Below are 17,184 nucleotides of genomic sequence, written 5' to 3' on the forward strand. Positions count from 1 at the left end.
CGCGACAACGGCCTTCGCGACCGGCGTCTTCGCGGCCACGACTGTGGTGAGGGCGGGATTCGTGAGGGCGGACGTGAGAGCCGAGGTGGCGGCTGCGGTCCTGGCTCCAGCCGTTTTGGCTCCAGCCGCTTTGGTTGCGGTTGCCTTGGTTCCGGCAGCCGTGACTCCGGCGGCCTTGGTCCCGAGGGCCTTCGCGGCACCGGACTTGGCCGCGTTCACCTGAGCCGACGGACCCGGAGCCGCAGCGGCGGCTGCCGTGCCGCCGCCGGCGGTTGTGGTGGCCGTGGTGCCTGTGGTGCCTGTGGCGGTTTTGGCGGTTGTGGTGGCCGGGGCGGCTTTGGCGGCTGCGGCGAGGGCTTCGCCGTCGGTGGCGGCCGGAACGGTGACCGGCGTCGGGGCGGGTTCCGTGGCGGCGCCCGGCACGGCGGGCGACCCGACGATCTGGGGACTCAACGCTCGCCTCCGCGGCCGCCGCCGGTATTCAGCGGCCGTACCGGCCGCCCGCTCCCGCCCGGGTACCAGGCCCGACCGGACCGCACCGGACGGCCGGGATGCCGGGCGGCCCACCGGATCGGCCTGTCTGGCCCAAGTACGGTGGAACGGTTGGGCGGCGTGCTTGGCATGTGCGTCCTCCTCGCTCGATCCGGGGCCCCGGTCCGCCCGGAGCCCCGTTGGACGGCGGTTTCCTGACGGCGGGCGCAGTGGCCGGACCGCCGCAGGGAAAGCCGAGATGTGAGCCTAGAAGAACCGTTCGGTTTCCTGCGAGGTGGCCCTGCTCCCAGCGTGCCGGTGCCGGGCCCCGCTGCGGGCACCCGCCCCCGCGATCGACGCGGGCGCTCGGCGCGCGGGCCTGGATCGGCGCGCGGGCGCGGTCGCCGGATCGCGCCCATCTCCACCATGGACCCGCCGCCCGAGTTCGGCAGCGCAAACGGCCAAGCCGCTGCATTTCCACGCCGGATGGGTGACAGCGACTCAGCACGCGGTACGAACCGGGGGCACGCGGCGGCTCAGGGAAGCCCGCTTCGGCACCCGCCATGACCCCACGGGAACGTCCAGGGAACGCCCGTGTGAACACCGGCCGATGCCGTGCCCTGATGTGCCCCGCCGAGCCCCGGCGTGCTTCGGCTGCCGCCCTCGGGCACGAACCCCCGTCCTCCGCCCGCCCTCAGCCGTCCCTCCTCAGCCGCCGTCGCCCACCAGCCCGGCGTCGCGCGCGAGCAGCGCCGCCTGCACCCGGTTGCCGACGCCGAGCCCGGTCAGGATCCGGCTGACGTGCGCCTTGACGGTGCCTTCGCGCATCCCGAGCGTTCCCGCGATCTCGGCGTTGGAGAGGCCGTCGGCGAGTTCACGCAGCACGTCGGTCTCCCTCGGGGTGAGCCCGGCGACCCGGTTGCGGGCGGCCACCGACCGGGGTGCCCCGACCCGGTGGTAGCGGTCGATCAGCCGCCGCGCGGCCGCCGGGTGCAGCATGCCCTGGCCGCCCGCGACGACGTGGACGGCCCGGGCGATCTCCGCCGGCGGGGTGTCCTTGAGCAGGAAGCCGTCCGCCCCGGCCGCGAGCGCCTGGTACACGTACTCGTCCAGGTCGAAGGTGGTGAGCGCGATGACCCGTGGGCCGTCCGGGAGTTCACGCAGCCGCCGGGTCGCGGCGATGCCGTCGAGCCGGGGCATCCGGATGTCCATCAGCGCGACGTCGATCCGGCGGCTCTCGGCGAGCTCAACGGCTTGCAGGCCGTCGGCGGCCTCCGCGACCACGGTGAGCGCCGGGTCCTGGGCCAGGAGATCGACGAGGCCGAGGCGCACCAGCGCGTCATCGTCGACCACCATCGTTCGGATCATGCGGCGTCCTCCGGGTGCTGCTTGGTTCCTGCTTCGGTTCCTGCTTCGGTTCCTGCTGTGATGCCCGCGGTGATGCCCGCTGCGGCTGCTTCGGCGGCTCCCGCTGCTCGCTCCGCTTCGGCCGCTCCGTCTGTCGCACCCCTTGCGCCCCTCGCACCCCTTCCTGCGACTGCCGTGCTCCTCGCTTCCCTTGCTCAGGCTTCCGCATGGCCCGCCCCGGCCGCTGGGCCGGGCCGTCGCCACGGGCCGGGTCCGAGTCCGGCACCGCCGGCGGCGGACGGTCCGGCGTGGGCAACCGGGCGGAAAGTCGGAAACCGCCGCCGCCGTCCGGACCCGCGTCGAGGTGGCCGCCGAGGGCCTCGACCCGTTCGGCCAGCCCCACCAGTCCGTACCCGCCGCCGGTGCCCGGGTCGTCCGGCGGCGCCTGGCCCGGACCGTTTCCGACCTCGACCGTCGTCGCCGGCGCCCCGTAGCCGACCCGGACCGTGACGGGCGCGGCATGGGCGTACTTGCGCGCGTTGGTCAGCGCCTCCTGGACCAGCCGGTGCACGGCCAGCCGGTGGGTGGTCGGTACGGCCTCCGGGTCTCCGGAGAGGACGAGTTCGACCTGCTGCCCGGCCTGGGTGGCCTCGCCGACGAGTTCGGTGAGGTCACGCAGGGCGGGCGCCGGGACGAGGGCGTCCCCGGCGGGTACGGACGGCTCGTCCCCCGTGGCCGGCCGGACCGGCGGGTCGGCCCGCAGGGCCCCCAGGACGTCGCGCAGGTCGTCGAGCGAGCGGGCGGCGGTGGTGCGCAGCAGTTCGAGGCGATGGGTGAGCCGGGCCTGGTCGGCGGCGACGGTACCGGCCCTGGCCTGGTCACGCAGCACCCCGGCGTGCAGCACCAGGAGGCTGAGTCGGTGGGCCAGGACGTCGTGCATCTCCCTTGCGATCCGGGCCCGTTCGGCGGATCGTGCCTGTTCGGCGCGCAGCTCGCGCTCGCGGCGCAGCGCGTCGACCTGCTCGTGCAGGGTGCGGATCAGCACGCGTCTGCCGTGTAGCCACAGACCGACCGCCAGAATGGCGGCCTGGAGCAGGAGTTGGGACCCGGTGGTACCGGCCCAGCCGACCAGCGAGTCCGAGCCCGTCGCCCTGGCCACCGCGATGACCGCGCCGCCCGCCATCGCCGGGCCGGTCCGGCCGAGGTAGGCGAGGTAGAACACGCTGAACAGGCCGGGGAACGCCCGGTTGAAGAGCCCGCCGGTCAGCACCGGCAGCACGGCCGCGGCCACCGGGTGGCGGCGCACGAAGAACAGCGAGAGCGAGGCGAGGGCGGCCACGACCGTACGCGGCAGGCGCAGCGGACCGTCGGTGGTCATCCACTGGGCGAGCGCCTCCTCGGTGGTGAGGGCGAGCAGGCCCAGCAGCAGCAAGGTGTCCGTCCGGGCCCGGTGGTCCGGCCCGTACCAGCCGAGCAGACTCCTGCGCATGGCACTCCTCCTCTCCGCGTTCCGAAAGCCTTCCGGCCATGCCGGGCGTTCCGTGCGTGCCGGGCCGTCCGAGCCGTCCGGACGCCCGTCGTTCATTCCTTCGGGCTCGATGCTAGGGGCGTTCGGCCGCCGGACGCCTCTGTCTTCCGGGTAACCGCACCCTCGACTTTCGTCGGGGGTCAGCGTCGCTGACCGGCCGATTCGCGGCGGATCCGCCCTGCCTAGCGTCGACGATATGACGAACGGACAGCTCGACGACCACCCCGACCACCCCGACCACCCCGACCACCCCGACTACCCTGCACCCCGGAACAGTTCGCCCGCCGGTGGGGACCACCTGCTGTTCCTCGCCGAGGCCCTGCGCACGTTCCACGACACCGGCGCGCTGGCCCCGAGCGGCCCGGAGCTGGTGAACGCGCTGGTGGTGCCGGTCACCAGCCGCCCGAACCGTCCGATCTCGGTGCTGGAGGTCGGCGCCGGAACGGGCGTGGTGACCCGCCGGCTGGCCCAGGTGCTGCGTCCGGGCGACCGGTTGCACGTCGTCGAGGCGAACGCGCGGTTCGCCGACCGCCTTCGGGAGGACCCGGTGCTCGCCGCCCGCCGGCCGGGGATCGGGCTGCGGCTGTCGGCCTGCCGGATCGAGGAGCTGCCGGAGTGCCGCCCGTCGGCGCCGGAGGGGGCCCGGCCGGAAGGCCGCGCGGAGCGCTACGACGTGATCGTGTCCGGGTTGCCGTTCACCAACTTCGAACCCGCGCAGGTCCGCGACATCCTCGACCGCTATCTGCGACTGCTGATGCCCGGCGGCGAGCTGACGTACTTCGGGTACCTCGGTACGACGACGGCGCGCACCCTCTTCTCGGGCCCCCGTCGGGGCGCCCGCCACCGCGCGGTGGTGCGGCTGCTGCGGCGGTTCGAGACGACGTACGGCCTGGGCGAGCGCACGGTGTGGCGCAACCTGCCGCCCGCCCGCGCCTACTTGCTGCGCGCGCCGGGCGGGCGCGAGGACTGGGCGCCGAGTGGCGGCCCGGCCGTCGAGCCGACGGGCGCGACGGACACGAAGGCCACGACGGCCACGACGGCCACGACGGCCACGACGGCCACGACGAGGGCGCCGGACACCACGGAGACGGGCAAGACGCCCGAGACCAGCGAGACGAGCGAGGCGACGGACACGAAGGCCACGACGGCCGGACCTGCGGGCGGGGCGCTCCCGGCCGCCCGATGATGGACCGGGGCCGGGCCCGGCTCCGACATCTCCGGCAGCGAGGAGCCGCGATGACCCTCTCGGTACGTGACGTGGAAGCCCGGAACCGCTTCGAGGCCTGGGAGGACGGCGAACCGGCGGGCTTCGCCGAGTACCTCCGCAGCGACCGACTGGTGGTCTACCCGCACACCGTGGTCGAGCCCGCCTTCGAAAGCCGGGGCATCGGCAGCGCGCTGGCCCGCGCCGCGCTGGACGACGCCCGTGCCCGAGGCCTGTCCGTACTGGCCACCTGCCCCTTCATCAAGGGCTGGATGCTCCGCCACCCCGAGTACACCGACCTCGCGTACGAGAACCGCAGCCGCGTCGCCGACTGACGGCCCGGCGCCGGGAGCCGAGCCCCGACAGGAGAGGAGTTCGTCCGAACAAGTGACAAATAACAATCGACAGATTTCAACTTTCAGATAACAGACGACAGCGAACAGATTTTGAAATCTGTTCGCTGTCGTGCCATAGTGAGACCCGGGCCACCCTCACCTCGCCTCAGGCACCGCACCTGCCAACCGCCGTACCCGCGGGCGCCACCGCCGGTGACCGGTGCGCTGCCGCACCAACGGCCCACCTCGACGGCGAGCACCGACCCGGCGCCGCCACACGACCCGCCCGCACGGCCCCAGGAACGGATCTCCCGTGACCACGGACAGCACACTCACCGCCGAGCAGATCCTGATCGCGGCGGAGGACGTCCTCCGGCGGTTCGGCCCGGCCAAGGCCACCGTCGTGGACGTCGCCCGCACCCTCGGCGTCAGCCACAGCAGCGTCTACCGCCACTTCCCGAGCAAGGCCGCACTGCGCGAGGCGGTCACCCAGCGCTGGCTCGACCAGGCGCACCACGAGCTGGCGACCATCTCCAACGAGGGCGGGCCGGCCTCCGGGCGGCTGCACCGCTGGCTGACCACGCTGTTCACGGCGAAGCGGAAGAAGGCACTGGACGACCCAGAGCTGTTCGCCACCTACATGGTGCTGGTCGAGGAGAACAGCGGCCTGGTGGACGCCCACGTCGACACCCTGGTCGGCCAGATCGCGCAGATCTTCGAGGAGGGCACGGAGGAGGGGGAGTTCAAGCTCGCCCACATCCGGAACACCGCCCGCGCCGTCTTCGACGCCACCGGCCCCTTCCACGACCCGGCCTACGCGTCCACCTGGTCCGCCCCCGGCGTCGACGACCGATTCGAGGCCGTCTGGAAGCTCGTCCTCGGCGGCCTGAGGGCGAAGTGACGGACCGTCGGCGAGCGGAGCGTCGACGAGCGGGAAACCCACTCGCCGACGCCTCGCCCGTCCGGCAGACTGCCGCGCACAGTCGATCTCACCTGGAGGATGACATGCGTGCGGCCGGACCGGTCCTGGACAGTCTGGAGGGGCTCGCCCTCGGCGATGCCTTCGGCGACCGGTGGTTCTCGGTCCCGGTGGACGAGGCGCCCGCCGCGCTGGCCGCCCGCCTGGTCCGGCCCGCGCCCTGGCACTGGACCGACGACACCGCGATGGCACTCGTGCTGGTCCGCCACCTGATCGATGCGGGCGAGGTCCGACCGGACGTGCTCGCCGGGGAGTTCGCCGCCGAGTACACCCGCGAGTACGGGCGCAAGTACGGCCCTTCGATGCACCGGGTGCTGCGCGGGATCGGCGCCGGCGGGGACTGGCGCGCCATCACCGCGGGCCAGTTCGAGGGCCAGGGTTCGTACGGGAACGGCGCCGCGATGCGGGTGGCCCCGCTGGGGGCCTGGTTCGCCGATGACCTCGACGCGGTGGCCCGGCAGGCCGAACTCCAGGCGCTCACCACGCACTTCCACCCGGAGGCGGTCGCCGGCGCGGTGGCGGTCGCGCTCGCGGCGGCGCTGGCCGTCCGGAGCCGGGGCGGGGACCCGCCCGGCCGGGCCGAGTTGCTGGCCGAGGTCGCCGGACGGCTGCCGGACAGCGATGTCCGCTCCGGACTGCGGATCGCCGCCCGACTGCCCGGCCACACCAGTGTCCGGCAGGCCGCCAACGTGCTCGGTTCGGGGGCGCTGATCTCCGCCCCGGACACCGTGCCGTTCGCCCTCTGGTCCGCGGCCGGTCACCTGCACTCGCTGCCCGAAGCCATCTGGCACACCCTGGAGGGCTGGGGCGACATGGACACCACCTGCGCCATCGCCGCAGGCGTGGTCGCCGCCCGGACCGGGCTCGCCCGGGTACCGCCCGAGTGGATCGCCGCGCGCGAGGAACTCCCGGACCGGGTCGCCGAGGTGTCGTAGGCCACCAGCTGCCGGCGGCCGCCCGGGGCCGTCCCGGTGAGCCGGGCGGTCAGCGCCGGAAGACGAAGCGGAGCACCCGGTAGGCGAACACCAGGACCAGCGCGCCGCCGATGGCCGACACCCAGGTCGTGACGTCGAGGAAGCTCACCTTCACCGTCCCGTGCATCCAGTGCGAGACGATCCAGGTGCCGATGTAGGAGCCGGTGATGCCGATCAGTGTGCTGCTGATCAGACCGCGCTCACCCCTCGACATCGCCATCCTGGCCAGGGTGCCCGACACCAGGCCCAGCACGATCCACGCCATCCAGCTCATCTGCCGCCCCTTGCGTCATGGGTGTGACGACCCCGTCCGGCCCCCAGGTCCGACCGGAAGGACGTACGAGGACCTCGCATCGTTCCGATGCCCGGAAGGAGCGGCGCCAACCGGCCAACCGGCCCCGCCGCTCCGGGCGGCGGAGACCCGTCGGCGGACGCGGGCGAACGCGGGCGTCCCCGGACGAGCGCAGACGGACGTGGCGGTCAGCGGCGCGAGTTGCCGAACAGCAACCGGTAGACGATCAGCAGCACCAGGGCGCCGCCGATCGCCGACACCCAGGTCGCCAGGTCGAAGAAGTGCCCGGTGACCGAGCGGTGCATGAAGTGCGACGCGATCCAGCCGCCGACGAAGGACCCGGCGATACCGATCAACGTGGTCACGATCAGGCCGCCCGGGTCCTTCCCCGGCAGCAGCAGCTTGGCCAGCGCACCCGACAGCAGGCCCAGCACGATCCAAGCGACGATGCCCATCCGTCATCCCCTCCAGTCCACGGCACGACGGGCCCCGTCCCGTCCGCTCCGCCCACAAGGACGCCACCCCGGGCGAACCCGGTTCCGTCACCCGCGCAACGGCGTTCGAATCCGGACGCCGCGACAGCCCGCCCACGCGTGGTGTCCTTCCCACGGACCGTACGCGCCGAAATACTGCGGCCATGCGCATCCTGATCGCCACCGCCGGCTCCCGGGGCGACGTGGCCCCCTTCACCGGGCTCGGCCTCCGTCTGCGGGCGGCCGGTCATCAGGTGGCCGTCGCCACCCACGACACCTTCGCGGAACCGGTGCGGGCCGCCGGACTGGAGTTCCGCCCCCTGCCGGTCGACCCGCGCGCCGAACTCGCCTCCGCCGAGGGGCGACGCCTGCTGCGGGCCGGCGCCGGACCGGGCGCCGTCCTGCAACTCCTCCGCCTCGGCCGGCGGTTCATGCCCGCGCTCGGCGACGGCATCGCCGACGCCACCGCGCTCGGCGCCGACCTGCTGCTGACCACCAGCACCACCAGCGCGCTCGGTCAGGTCGCCGCCGAGGCGGCGGGCATCCCCAGCATCGGGCTCTACCTCCAACCGCTCGCGCCCACCCGGGAGTTCGCGCCGGCCGTCACCGGCACCCGGTCGCTCGGCCGGTCCGGCAACCTGCTGGCGGGGCACGCCGTCCAGGCCGCGACCGACCGGCTGTTCGTCCCGGCGGTCCGCGGGCTGCGCCGCCGGCTCGGCCTGCCGCCGCACGGCATCGCCGCGGCCAGGCGCAACCATCCCGTCCTGCACGGCTTCTCACCGCTGGTGGTGCCCCGCCCCGCCGACTGGCACCCCCGACTGGACGTCGCGGGCTACTGGTGGCCGGCCGGACCACCGCACTGGCAGCCCCCGGCCCGGCTGCTCGACTTCCTCGCCGCCGGGCCGCCACCGGTCTTCGTCGGCTTCGGCAGCCTGGTCGTCCCGGAGCCCGAGCGGCTCACCACGGCCGTCCTCGCCGCCGCCCGTGCCGCCCGGGTGCGCCTCCTCCTCCAGTCGGGCTGGAGCGGACTGGCCGCCGAGGACTCGGACTCCGTCCTGACCATCGGCGACACCCCGCACGACTGGCTCTTCCCCCGCACGGCCGCCGTGGTCCACCACGCGGGCGCCGGCACCACGGCCGCCGTCCTCCGCTCGGGAACCCCCACCGTCCCCGTACCGGCGCAGCTCGACGCACCGTTCTGGGCCGCCCGCCTGACCATGCTCGGCGTCTCCCCCGGCCCCGTCCCGCTGCGCGCCCTCACCCCCTCCCGCCTCGCCGCCGCCCTCCGCCTCACCCTCGACGACCCGCGCCACCGCACCCGCGCCCAGGCCGTCGCCGCCGCCCTGGCCACCGAGGACGGCACGGCCAAGGTCCTCACCGCCATCGACCGGGTTTCAGCGAACAGCTGACCGACGACCGCCAACTGTTGCGACTGTGCGGGCCGGAAGGGCCACTCGTCGCGCACTGTCATCATCTATTCTGCACAAACACGACTCGGGCGCCTCACAAGGACCCGATACTGCGACATGCCCCGTTCGTCACACTTGGCGCATGACGTCTGCGTGGCGGGGCGCAGGCATCTCAGGAGGCACAGTGCGGCTGACGCAGGTCCAGGTGACCAACTTCCGAGCGCTGAAGCACATCACCGTTCGGGTCGAGGACCATGCCACCCTCATCGTGGGCAGGAACAACAGCGGCAAGACCTCCTTCGCCAGCCTCTTCGACAGGTTCTACGGGACCGACGAGACCCGCTTCGTACCAGAGGACCTGCACACGAGCCGGATCGCACAGATCCGGAAGGCCTTCGGCCGCTACGTCGAAGCTCAGAAGACACCAGCCGAGGATCCCGAACTCCGCGAACGACTCCTTGACGAAGCGCGCGGGCTCTTGCCGGAAATCCGCCTCCTGGCGAGGATCTCCTACACCGTCGAAGACGACCTCGCGCTCCTGTCCGAGATCATCCTCGACCTCGACGAGCGCTGTTTCGACGCCAACCTCGAGGCCGTCCACGCCGTGAAGCGACCGGACGAGTTCCTCGCGCACATCAAGGAGACGAGGGCGAGGCAGAAGCAGGCCTTCTCCTGGCAGAAGTATCTGCGCAAGAACTTCTCCTCCTTCTTCGGCACCACCTACTGGGCCGTCTCCGCGAACGCCCCCTCCGTAAGGCGGGAGATCAGCAGCACGACTGCCCGTCGCATCATCACCGTGCGGACCATCCAGGCGCAGACGAAGTTCGACGACACCCCGGCCGACAAGACGCGGACCCTCTCGAAGACCTTCGAGGCCTTCTATAAGGCCAACAGCGGAGAGGACCAACGCGACCAGAACATCGAGAGCATCGACACCGCGCTCTCCGTCGCTTCGGAGTCCATCGACAAGGCCTACGGAGATCTCTTCACGCCCTTCCTCGGCACCTTGCAGGTATTCGGCGTCGGCTCCATCGATCCGCTCCAGGTACCGCGCATCGTCACCCAGATCGAGCCCGGAGCGATCCTGCGCGGCAGCACCCGGATCCAGTACCCGTCGCCGGACGGCACCCACCACCTGCCGGAAGGTCACAACGGCCTCGGATACAGCAGGCTGATCTTCACTCTCATGCAGGTCACGGACTTCATCCTGACCTGCCAGCGCAGCAAACCACGACCCGCGCTGCCCCTGCTCTTCATCGAGGAGCCTGAAGCCCATCTGCACCCTCAGATGCAGGAGGTCTTCATCAACAGCATCAAGCGCTTCCTGGAGGCCGGGAACTCGTCGGTCCAGTCGTTCATCACCACCCACTCGTCCCACATTGTGGCCAGCAGTGGCTTCAGCGCCGTACGCTACTTCGACTCCAACGGCCCGGACATCGTGGTCAAGGACCTGTCCGCGTTCCAGGCGAACACGAAGAAGACCGGCTCCCAGGGTGCCATGACCATGCGGTTCCTGACGCAGTACATGCAGTTGCATCGCTGCGACATGTTCTTCGCCGACAAGGTCATCCTCATCGAGGGCACCGTCGAGCGGCTCCTGCTGCGTCCCATGATCAGTAAATGCGCACCGAAGCTGGAGAGCCAGTACATCTCCATCATCGAAGTCGGCGGAGCCTTCGCTCACCGCTTCAAAGAACTCCTGGAGTTCATCAACGTCCCAACCCTCATCATCACCGACCTCGACTCGGTGGACCCGACAGCGAAAAACGGGCGCTGTTCCCCGGACACCGGGAACGCCGTCACGTCCAACCACACACTGAAGTCTTGGCTCCCTCGGAAAAAGGAGATCAAGACCCTTCTCGACCTGCCTGAAGAGGACAAGAGCACAGGCCGTGTGCGGGTTGCGTACGAGGTACCCGAACACGACGCCGTGCCCTGCGGTCGCAGCTTCGAGGATGCGTTCATCGTCGCCAACGCCGAACTGTTCGCACGGAACCTCGACATGCTGGTCCTCAAGGGCGCCTTCACCGCCGTCGCGGGACCGGCACCTTCTTCCGATGACATCACGTCCAACGCCTACGAGATCGCCGAACGGCTCTCCGACACCAAAACCGACTTTGCCTTCGACATCCTGCTCATGGACGGCTGGACCGTCCCGCGCTACATCCGCGAGGGGCTCGAATGGCTGAGCTGACAGTTCTCACTCGAATTCAGCAGGTTCTGGACGCCCGGCGCGACTTCCTCGTTGAGGCCGGCGCGGGGGCCGGGAAGACCACGGCACTGGTCCATTCCCTGCTCTACCTGCTCCGCACCCGCCGGGACGAGCTCGAACGCGCGGGGAAGCGCATCGCCTGCATCACGTACACCAACGTGGCCAAGGAAGAAATCCGCGAGCGCATCGGGGACGACCCCCTCGTGTACGTCGGCACCATCCACGAGTTCCTGTGGATGGCCATCCAGGACCACCAGTCCGAACTCCTGGACGCACTGATCGCCCACAACCAGACGCTGGCTCGTCCACAGGACATGGCCGAGATCAAGGCGAACCTCGTCGTAGAGTACAGCGATCGCCGACGCCGCTATGCCGACGGGCTGATATCTCATGACGAAGTACTCGCCTTGGCCTACACGTTGATCACCACCCGGCCCAAACTCGTGCGAATCACAGCAGACCGGTTTCCGGTCATCTTCGTCGATGAATACCAGGACACCTTCCCCAGGACGATCGAGGTGCTGCTCGACCACTTCGCTGGTTCGGGGACTTCGGTGTGCACCATTGGTCTGTTCGGCGATTCGATGCAGAAGATCTACAACACCGGAGTCGGCAAGGTCACCCATGAACGTCTGGTCAGCTTCACCATGCACGGCAACCACCGCTGTGCCGAGCCGATCGTCGATGTCCTGAACCGAATCCGCCCGGAGTTGCGGCAAGTTCACGATGCTGGCAACACGGACGGCCAGGTGCACCTCTTCCTCACGAGAAAACCGCTCGGTGGGGACACCGACCCGCGTGACGTACTCACACCAGTGCTCGATTCCTACGGTTGGGCACCCGAGAGAACCAAGTATCTCGTCCTCACTCATCGCCGCATCGCAGGAGCACTCGGCTACCAGGACCTGCTCGCGCTCTATACCAAGCGCTACGCCACCGGCCGCGACGACCTCCTGGAGGGCACCGAACCCTACGCACAGCTACTGAAGTCCGTCGAGGAACTCAGCAGTGCCTTCGAGTCCCGGAACTACGCCCAGTTGACCGCACTGCTCGACGGCGAGCACCTCGCCATCACCAGGCACTCCGACAAGGTCCGTACCACCCGAACGCTTCAGGGCCTCATCGACGTCCGAGGCACGGGAACCGTCGGCGACGTGCTCGACTACGTCATCAGCAGCCGGTTGCTGACTCCCTCCGGGAGAGTCAGGGCAATCGAGCGAACACTTCAGGCCACCGACCTCGACGAACGCGCGCAGAAGGACGCCGACTTCGTAAACGCCCTTCGCGCCCTCCCTTACCATCAGGTCGTCAACCTCACCCGGTTTCGCGATGAACTCACCCCCTTCTCAACCCAACACGGCGTCAAGGGTGCCGAGTTCGAGAACGTCGTCGTCATCATCGACGATCAGGCATGGAATCAGTTCAACGTCGACCGCATGCTCTCGGGCGACGACCACATCAGAGCGCGGGAGACCCGCACCCGCAATCTCTTCTACGTCTGCTGCTCACGCGCCAGGAAACGTCTCGCCGTGGTATTCACCACACCCCTGGGACAGGAGGCCGAGGCGATGGCGAGAGCGTGGTTCGGTAGTGCACACGTACACGAGGGGATGTTCTGACCGCGCCGAAACGAAGTGCCGCGACCCCTCAGACCGATGCCCGGCACCGGCCGCAGGTCGTCGCTGGTGAAGCCGTTGGGAGGCAACTCCACGTCTGCCGGGTCGAGTTCGACCCGGCCGTCGGGGTGCTGCCGCTGTCTGCCACCGCTGGTCTCGGTGTCGGGCACGGGCAACTCCCGTCCGCCGCGGGCGAGGCCACGGCTGGGTTCAGGTGGGGGTCACGGGCGGGCTCACGGGCAGGTTCTCAAGACGGTTCCGAAGCGTGGGTCGCGGGCGGGACGTCACAGGTGCGGGATGACGTCCGTCCCGTAGGCGTCGATGGTGGCCTCGATGGCGTCGTGCATGGCGTAGACGGCGAACTGGTCGACGCCGAGCGAGCGGAGTTCCGCCAGCCGGGCCCGCTGCACATCGGCCGGGCCGATCAGGCAGAAGCGGTCCACGATCCCGTCCGGGACGAAGGCGGTGTCCGGGTTCCCGGCCCGCCCGTGGTGGCTGTAGTCGTACCCCTGGCGGTCCTTGATGTAGTCGGTGAGTTCCTCCGGCACCAGGTCGGAGTGCTCACCGTAGTGGCTGACCAGGTCGGCCACGTGGTTGCCGACCATTCCGCCGAACCAGCGGCACTGCTCCCGGGCGTGGGCGAGGGCCTCGGGCGAGTCGTCGGCGGTGACGTAGGCGGGGGCGGCGACGCAGATGGTGAGCGAGTCCGGGTCCCGGCCGGCCTCGACGGCGGCGGCCCGCACCGCCTTGACCATGAACTCGGTCAGATAGGGATCGGCCAACTGGAGAATGAATCCGTCAGCCTGACGACCAGTCAGGTTCAGCGCCTTCGGCCCGTACGCGCCCATCCAGATCGGCAGCGACGCGCCGGGACGGACCCACGGCAGGTGCATCTCGGCACCGTCCACCTCGGCGGTGCGCCCCTCGGCCAACTCCTTGATGGCGTGCATGGCTTCGGAGAGCCGGGCGAGGGTGGCGGGGCTCCGCCCGGCCACCCTCATGGCGGAGTCGCCGCGGCCGATGCCGCAGACGGTCCGGTTGCCGTACATGTCGTTGAGCGTGGCGAACAGGGAGGCGGTCACCTCCCAGGTACGGGTGGAGGGGTTGGTGACCATCGGGCCGACGGTGATCCGCTCGGTCTCGGCGAGGATCCGGCTGTAGATGACGAAGGGCTCCTGCCACAGCACGCAGGAGTCGAAGGTCCAGCCGTGGCTAAACCCGGCCTGTTCGGCCCGGACCATCCGGTCGATGAGCAGCCGGGCGGGCGGGTCGGTCTGAAGGACGAGGCCGATGTCCATGAGGGGCTCCAGATGAGGGGTTCGGCCGCCCGCCCGACCGCCGGTGGGGCGGCCGGGCGGGCGGCCACGGGTGGACCTGCACGGGCGGAGGGACGGGAAGCGGGAGAGGAGGGCTCAGACCAGGTACTGGCAGGTGTCCCGGCGCAGGAAGGCCCCGTGCCCGGCCCGGCCGAGCCACTCCCCGCCGTCCAGCACGACGGTGCCGCGCGACATCACCGTCCGCGCCCGGCCGGTGAGCCGGCGGCCCTCGTAGGCCGAGTAGTCCACGTTCATGTGGTGGGTCGCGGCGGAGACGGTCTGCACGGCGGCGGGATCGTAGACCACCAGGTCGGCGTCGGCGCCCGGCGTGATGGTGCCCTTGCGCGGGTGCAGGCCGAACATCCGGGCCGGGGTGGTGCAGGCGATCTCGACCCAGCGGCGCCGGCTGATGTGCCCGTCCACCACGGCCTGGTGGAGCAGGTCCATCCGGTTCTCCACACCCGGCAGGCCGTTGGGGATCTTCGAGAAGTCGCCGCGGCCCAGTTCCTTCTGGCCCGCGAAGCAGAACGGGCAGTGGTCGGTGGAGACCACCTGGAGGTCGTTGGTGCGCAGCCCGCGCCAGAGGGCCTCCTGGTGCTCGCGCGGCCGCAGCGGCGTGCTGCACACGTACTTGGCGCCCTCGAAGCCGTCGGCACCCTCCTCGGCGAGGTTGTCGGTGGAGAGGAAGAGGTACTGCGGGCAGGTCTCGCCGAAGACGTTGTGCCCGGCGTCCCTGGCCGTGGTGAGTTCGGCGAGCGCGGCGGCGGCGGAGACGTGCACGACGTAGAGCGGGCTGCCGGCCACCTGGGCGAGCTTGATCGCCCGGTGGGTGGCCTCGGCCTCCAGCAGTTCGCGGCGGACCTCGCCGTGGTACCGGGGGGCGGTCTTCCCTGCCGCGAGCGCCTGTTCGACCAGGACGTCGATGGCGATGCCGTTCTCCGCGTGCATCATGATCAGCCCGCCGTTGACGGCACCGCGCTGCATGGCGCGCAGGATGCGGCCGTCGTCGCTGTAGAAGACGCCGGGGTAGGCCATGAAGAGCTTGAACGAGGTGGACTCGCCGGAGTCCACGAGGGCGTCCATCTCCTTCAGCACACCGTCGTTGACGTCGGAGACGATGGTGTGGAAGGCGTAGTCGACGGCGCAGTTGCCCTCGGCCTTGGCGTGCCAGGTGTCCAGGCCCTCGCGCAGCGAGCCGCCGACCGACTGGACGGCGAAGTCGACGATGGTGGTGGTGCCGCCCCAGGCGGCGGCGCGGGTGCCGGTCTCGAAGGTGTCGGAGGCCGAGGTGCCGCCGAACGGCAGCTCCATGTGGGTGTGTGCGTCGACGCCGCCCGGGATGACGTAGTGGCCGGTGGCGTCGATGACGGTGTCGGCGGTCCAGGCCTCGGCGGCGGAACTGCCGGTGGTGGCGAGGGCGGCGATGCGTTCGCCCTCGATCAGGACGTCGGCGTGGAGTTCCTCGGTGGCTGTGATGACGAGGCCGCCGCGGACGACGGTGCACCGGCGCGGGTCACTGGTGGTCATCGCGCTGCTCCTCACGCCTCGGCGAGCGGTCCGTAGGCGTCGGGCCGGCGGTCGCGGTAGAACGCCCACTGCTGGCGGACCTGTTCGATCAGGCCGAGGTCGAGGTCCCGGACGACGAGTTCCTCCTCCTTGTCGGAGGCGACCTCGCCGACGAACCGACCGCGCGGGTCCACGAAGTAGGAGGTGCCGTAGAAGTCGTTGTCTCCGTACTCCTCGGTGCCGACGCGGTTGATCGCGGCGACGAAGTACTCGTTGGCGACGGCCGCGGCGGGCTGTTCGAGCTGCCAGAGGTAGGCGGACAGACCCCGGCTGGTGGCGGAGGGGTTGTAGACGATCTGCGCGCCGGCCAGGCCCAGGGCGCGCCAGCCCTCGGGGAAGTGGCGGTCGTAGCAGATGTAGACCCCGACCCTGCCGACGGCGGTGTCGAACACCGGCCAGCCGAGGTTGCCGGGCTTGAAGTAGTACTTCTCCCAGAAGCCCTTGACCTGCGGGATGTGGTGCTTGCGGTACTTGCCGAGGTAGCTCCCGTCGGCGTCGATGACGGCGGCGGTGTTGTAGTAGACGCCGGTCTGCTCCTCCTCGTAGACCGGGACGACCATCACCAGCCCGAGTTCGCGCGCGAGGTCCCGCATCCGGCGCACGGTCGGGCCGTCCGGGACCGCCTCGGCCCAGCGGTAGTGCTCGGCCTCCTGGACCTGACAGAAGTACGGGGAGTTGAAGACCTCCTGGAAGCCGATGATCTTCGCGCCCTGGGCGGCGGCCTCGCGGGCGTACCGCTCGTGGAGCGCGATCATGCTCTCCTGGTCACCGGTCCAGCGGGTCTGGACGAGCGCGGCACGGACGATCTGCGACATGGGTACCTCCGCAACTCCGCGGTCCGGCCGTGCGGTCGGGCCCGCGGTCTGAGGGTTGACGGGGCGGGTCTGCCCTGCGGGTCCACGCGGGAGCCACAGGGTCTACGTGCGTAGAAAGCGATCTGTAGACGGTAGGCCCGGCCTCGGTGGCCTGACAATACGTTGGTGTCAACGCGTCTGGAGCGACCTTGTGGCGCGGACACGCGGGCGTGCCCGGGGGCGATGGGAAGCTGATCTACCCCGGGAGTCGCCCTCTTACTCGTCCGGGTGAATCCGGGCACCCGGGGTGCGCGATCGACGGTGGCGGGGTAGGCCCCGGAGACGGACAGCCCCCGGGGCGACGGCGGGCCGTCGGCTCGGCTTGACTTCGTCCGGTTCGCTCGGGAAGGATCCGGCGCATGGACTCCGGCGCCACTCTGGTCTGCCGCCTGCACGTCGATCTGCGACGCCAGGCGAGTTCCATCTGTGCCTGTTGACCTTGTTCTCTCCCGCCGGTCCCGCCCTGTGACGTCTGCCAGGGCCCGCGCCGCGCACCCGCACCCGCAGTTCTGACTTCCCGCCCCGCTCCGGCGCACCCGTGCGTGCCGGGCCGCTCCGCCGGCCCGCGCCCGCCCGCTGCCGCCGGAGGCCGGGCGCCTCCCCCCGAC

At 70.7% G+C, this 17,184-nt stretch carries 15 protein-coding genes; 8 read left to right on the forward strand and 7 right to left on the reverse strand.

All coding sequences use genetic code 11. From position 1 onward, the window contains the following. Positions 1–1,179: 1,179 nt before the first annotated feature. Positions 1,180–1,839, reverse strand: a complete 660-nt coding sequence (locus tag ACZ7C5_RS04815) for a response regulator (protein ID WP_401084610.1) — start codon at positions 1,837–1,839, stop codon at positions 1,180–1,182. Further along, the gene (locus ACZ7C5_RS04820) at positions 1,811–3,307 is read right to left on the reverse strand and encodes a histidine kinase (RefSeq protein WP_470321975.1); all 1,497 of its coding nucleotides are present in this window, start codon (positions 3,305–3,307) and stop codon (positions 1,811–1,813) included. Before ACZ7C5_RS04820 ends, ACZ7C5_RS04815 begins: the two co-directional genes overlap by 29 nt. A gap of 235 nt (positions 3,308–3,542) precedes the next feature. Here ACZ7C5_RS04820 and ACZ7C5_RS04825 point away from each other — a divergent pair, with 235 nt between their 5' ends. From ACZ7C5_RS04825 to ACZ7C5_RS04840, 4 genes are all read left to right on the forward strand, one after another. After that, positions 3,543–4,532, forward strand: coding sequence for a class I SAM-dependent methyltransferase (locus tag ACZ7C5_RS04825; RefSeq protein ID WP_470321976.1), 990 nt, complete (start codon positions 3,543–3,545; stop codon positions 4,530–4,532). A 50-nt stretch (positions 4,533–4,582) separates the two neighbouring features. Continuing rightward, positions 4,583–4,885: a GNAT family N-acetyltransferase gene (locus ACZ7C5_RS04830; protein ID WP_470321977.1), complete on the forward strand. Its 303-nt coding sequence runs from the start codon at positions 4,583–4,585 to the stop codon at positions 4,883–4,885. A 313-nt stretch (positions 4,886–5,198) separates the two neighbouring features. Further along, a complete protein-coding gene (locus ACZ7C5_RS04835) occupies positions 5,199–5,786 on the forward strand; it encodes a TetR/AcrR family transcriptional regulator (RefSeq protein WP_401084622.1) in 588 nt (195 codons plus the stop codon). Between the two features lie 104 nt (positions 5,787–5,890). Beyond that, positions 5,891–6,799, forward strand: coding sequence for an ADP-ribosylglycohydrolase family protein (locus ACZ7C5_RS04840; protein ID WP_470321978.1), 909 nt, complete (start codon positions 5,891–5,893; stop codon positions 6,797–6,799). A 49-nt stretch (positions 6,800–6,848) separates the two neighbouring features. Here ACZ7C5_RS04840 and ACZ7C5_RS04845 read toward each other — a convergent pair whose 3' ends face one another. Continuing rightward, positions 6,849–7,112: a GlsB/YeaQ/YmgE family stress response membrane protein gene (locus ACZ7C5_RS04845; protein ID WP_188300684.1), complete on the reverse strand. Its 264-nt coding sequence runs from the start codon at positions 7,110–7,112 to the stop codon at positions 6,849–6,851. Positions 7,113–7,318: 206 nt separating this feature from the next. Next, positions 7,319–7,585, reverse strand: a complete 267-nt coding sequence (locus ACZ7C5_RS04850; RefSeq protein ID WP_188300685.1) for a GlsB/YeaQ/YmgE family stress response membrane protein — start codon at positions 7,583–7,585, stop codon at positions 7,319–7,321. Positions 7,586–7,767: 182 nt separating this feature from the next. On the opposite strand from ACZ7C5_RS04850, the gene ACZ7C5_RS04855 reads away from it, so the two are divergent. The 3 genes from ACZ7C5_RS04855 to ACZ7C5_RS04865 all read left to right on the forward strand — a co-directional run bounded on the left by ACZ7C5_RS04855 (position 7,768) and on the right by ACZ7C5_RS04865 (position 12,843). Next, on the forward strand, positions 7,768–9,012 hold the full coding sequence (locus tag ACZ7C5_RS04855; RefSeq protein ID WP_470321979.1) for a glycosyltransferase: 1,245 nt from the start codon (positions 7,768–7,770) through the stop codon (positions 9,010–9,012). A gap of 184 nt (positions 9,013–9,196) precedes the next feature. Beyond that, positions 9,197–11,206: an ATP-dependent nuclease gene (locus ACZ7C5_RS04860; RefSeq protein WP_470321980.1), complete on the forward strand. Its 2,010-nt coding sequence runs from the start codon at positions 9,197–9,199 to the stop codon at positions 11,204–11,206. Then, positions 11,194–12,843, forward strand: a complete 1,650-nt coding sequence (locus ACZ7C5_RS04865) for a UvrD-helicase domain-containing protein (protein ID WP_401084633.1) — start codon at positions 11,194–11,196, stop codon at positions 12,841–12,843. The genes ACZ7C5_RS04860 and ACZ7C5_RS04865 overlap by 13 nt, the downstream gene beginning before the upstream one ends. A gap of 281 nt (positions 12,844–13,124) precedes the next feature. Here the strand turns inward: ACZ7C5_RS04865 and ACZ7C5_RS04870 are convergent, their stop codons facing one another. The 3 genes from ACZ7C5_RS04870 to ACZ7C5_RS04880 all read right to left on the reverse strand — a co-directional run bounded on the left by ACZ7C5_RS04870 (position 13,125) and on the right by ACZ7C5_RS04880 (position 16,537). After that, positions 13,125–14,138, reverse strand: coding sequence for a TIGR03842 family LLM class F420-dependent oxidoreductase (locus ACZ7C5_RS04870; protein ID WP_470321981.1), 1,014 nt, complete (start codon positions 14,136–14,138; stop codon positions 13,125–13,127). Between the two features lie 114 nt (positions 14,139–14,252). Next, entirely contained in the window at positions 14,253–15,683 is a 1,431-nt protein-coding gene (gene hydA / locus ACZ7C5_RS04875) for a dihydropyrimidinase (protein WP_401084638.1), read from the reverse strand. 11 nt (positions 15,684–15,694) lie between these two features. Then, entirely contained in the window at positions 15,695–16,537 is an 843-nt protein-coding gene (locus ACZ7C5_RS04880) for a nitrilase-related carbon-nitrogen hydrolase (protein WP_188300692.1), read from the reverse strand. A gap of 398 nt (positions 16,538–16,935) precedes the next feature. Here ACZ7C5_RS04880 and ACZ7C5_RS04885 point away from each other — a divergent pair, with 398 nt between their 5' ends. Then, positions 16,936–17,013: a putative leader peptide gene (locus ACZ7C5_RS04885; RefSeq protein ID WP_107086570.1), complete on the forward strand. Its 78-nt coding sequence runs from the start codon at positions 16,936–16,938 to the stop codon at positions 17,011–17,013. The last annotated feature ends 171 nt before the right edge of the window (positions 17,014–17,184 follow it).

The sequence above is a fragment of the Kitasatospora sp. NPDC036993 genome (genome assembly GCF_055607525.1).

Coding starts and splice junctions, on each gene's coding strand:
- ACZ7C5_RS04815 (WP_401084610.1), bottom strand. CDS start 1,839: ATGATCCGAACGATGGTGGTCGACGATGACGCGCTGGTGCGCCTCGGC.
- ACZ7C5_RS04820 (WP_470321975.1), bottom strand. CDS start 3,307: ATGCGCAGGAGTCTGCTCGGCTGGTACGGGCCGGACCACCGGGCCCGG.
- ACZ7C5_RS04825 (WP_470321976.1), top strand. CDS start 3,543: ATGACGAACGGACAGCTCGACGACCACCCCGACCACCCCGACCACCCC.
- ACZ7C5_RS04830 (WP_470321977.1), top strand. CDS start 4,583: ATGACCCTCTCGGTACGTGACGTGGAAGCCCGGAACCGCTTCGAGGCC.
- ACZ7C5_RS04840 (WP_470321978.1), top strand. CDS start 5,891: ATGCGTGCGGCCGGACCGGTCCTGGACAGTCTGGAGGGGCTCGCCCTC.
- ACZ7C5_RS04845 (WP_188300684.1), bottom strand. CDS start 7,112: ATGAGCTGGATGGCGTGGATCGTGCTGGGCCTGGTGTCGGGCACCCTG.
- ACZ7C5_RS04850 (WP_188300685.1), bottom strand. CDS start 7,585: ATGGGCATCGTCGCTTGGATCGTGCTGGGCCTGCTGTCGGGTGCGCTG.
- ACZ7C5_RS04855 (WP_470321979.1), top strand. CDS start 7,768: ATGCGCATCCTGATCGCCACCGCCGGCTCCCGGGGCGACGTGGCCCCC.
- ACZ7C5_RS04865 (WP_401084633.1), top strand. CDS start 11,194: ATGGCTGAGCTGACAGTTCTCACTCGAATTCAGCAGGTTCTGGACGCC.
- ACZ7C5_RS04870 (WP_470321981.1), bottom strand. CDS start 14,138: ATGGACATCGGCCTCGTCCTTCAGACCGACCCGCCCGCCCGGCTGCTC.
- hydA (WP_401084638.1), bottom strand. CDS start 15,683: ATGACCACCAGTGACCCGCGCCGGTGCACCGTCGTCCGCGGCGGCCTC.
- ACZ7C5_RS04880 (WP_188300692.1), bottom strand. CDS start 16,537: ATGTCGCAGATCGTCCGTGCCGCGCTCGTCCAGACCCGCTGGACCGGT.
- ACZ7C5_RS04885 (WP_107086570.1), top strand. CDS start 16,936: ATGGACTCCGGCGCCACTCTGGTCTGCCGCCTGCACGTCGATCTGCGA.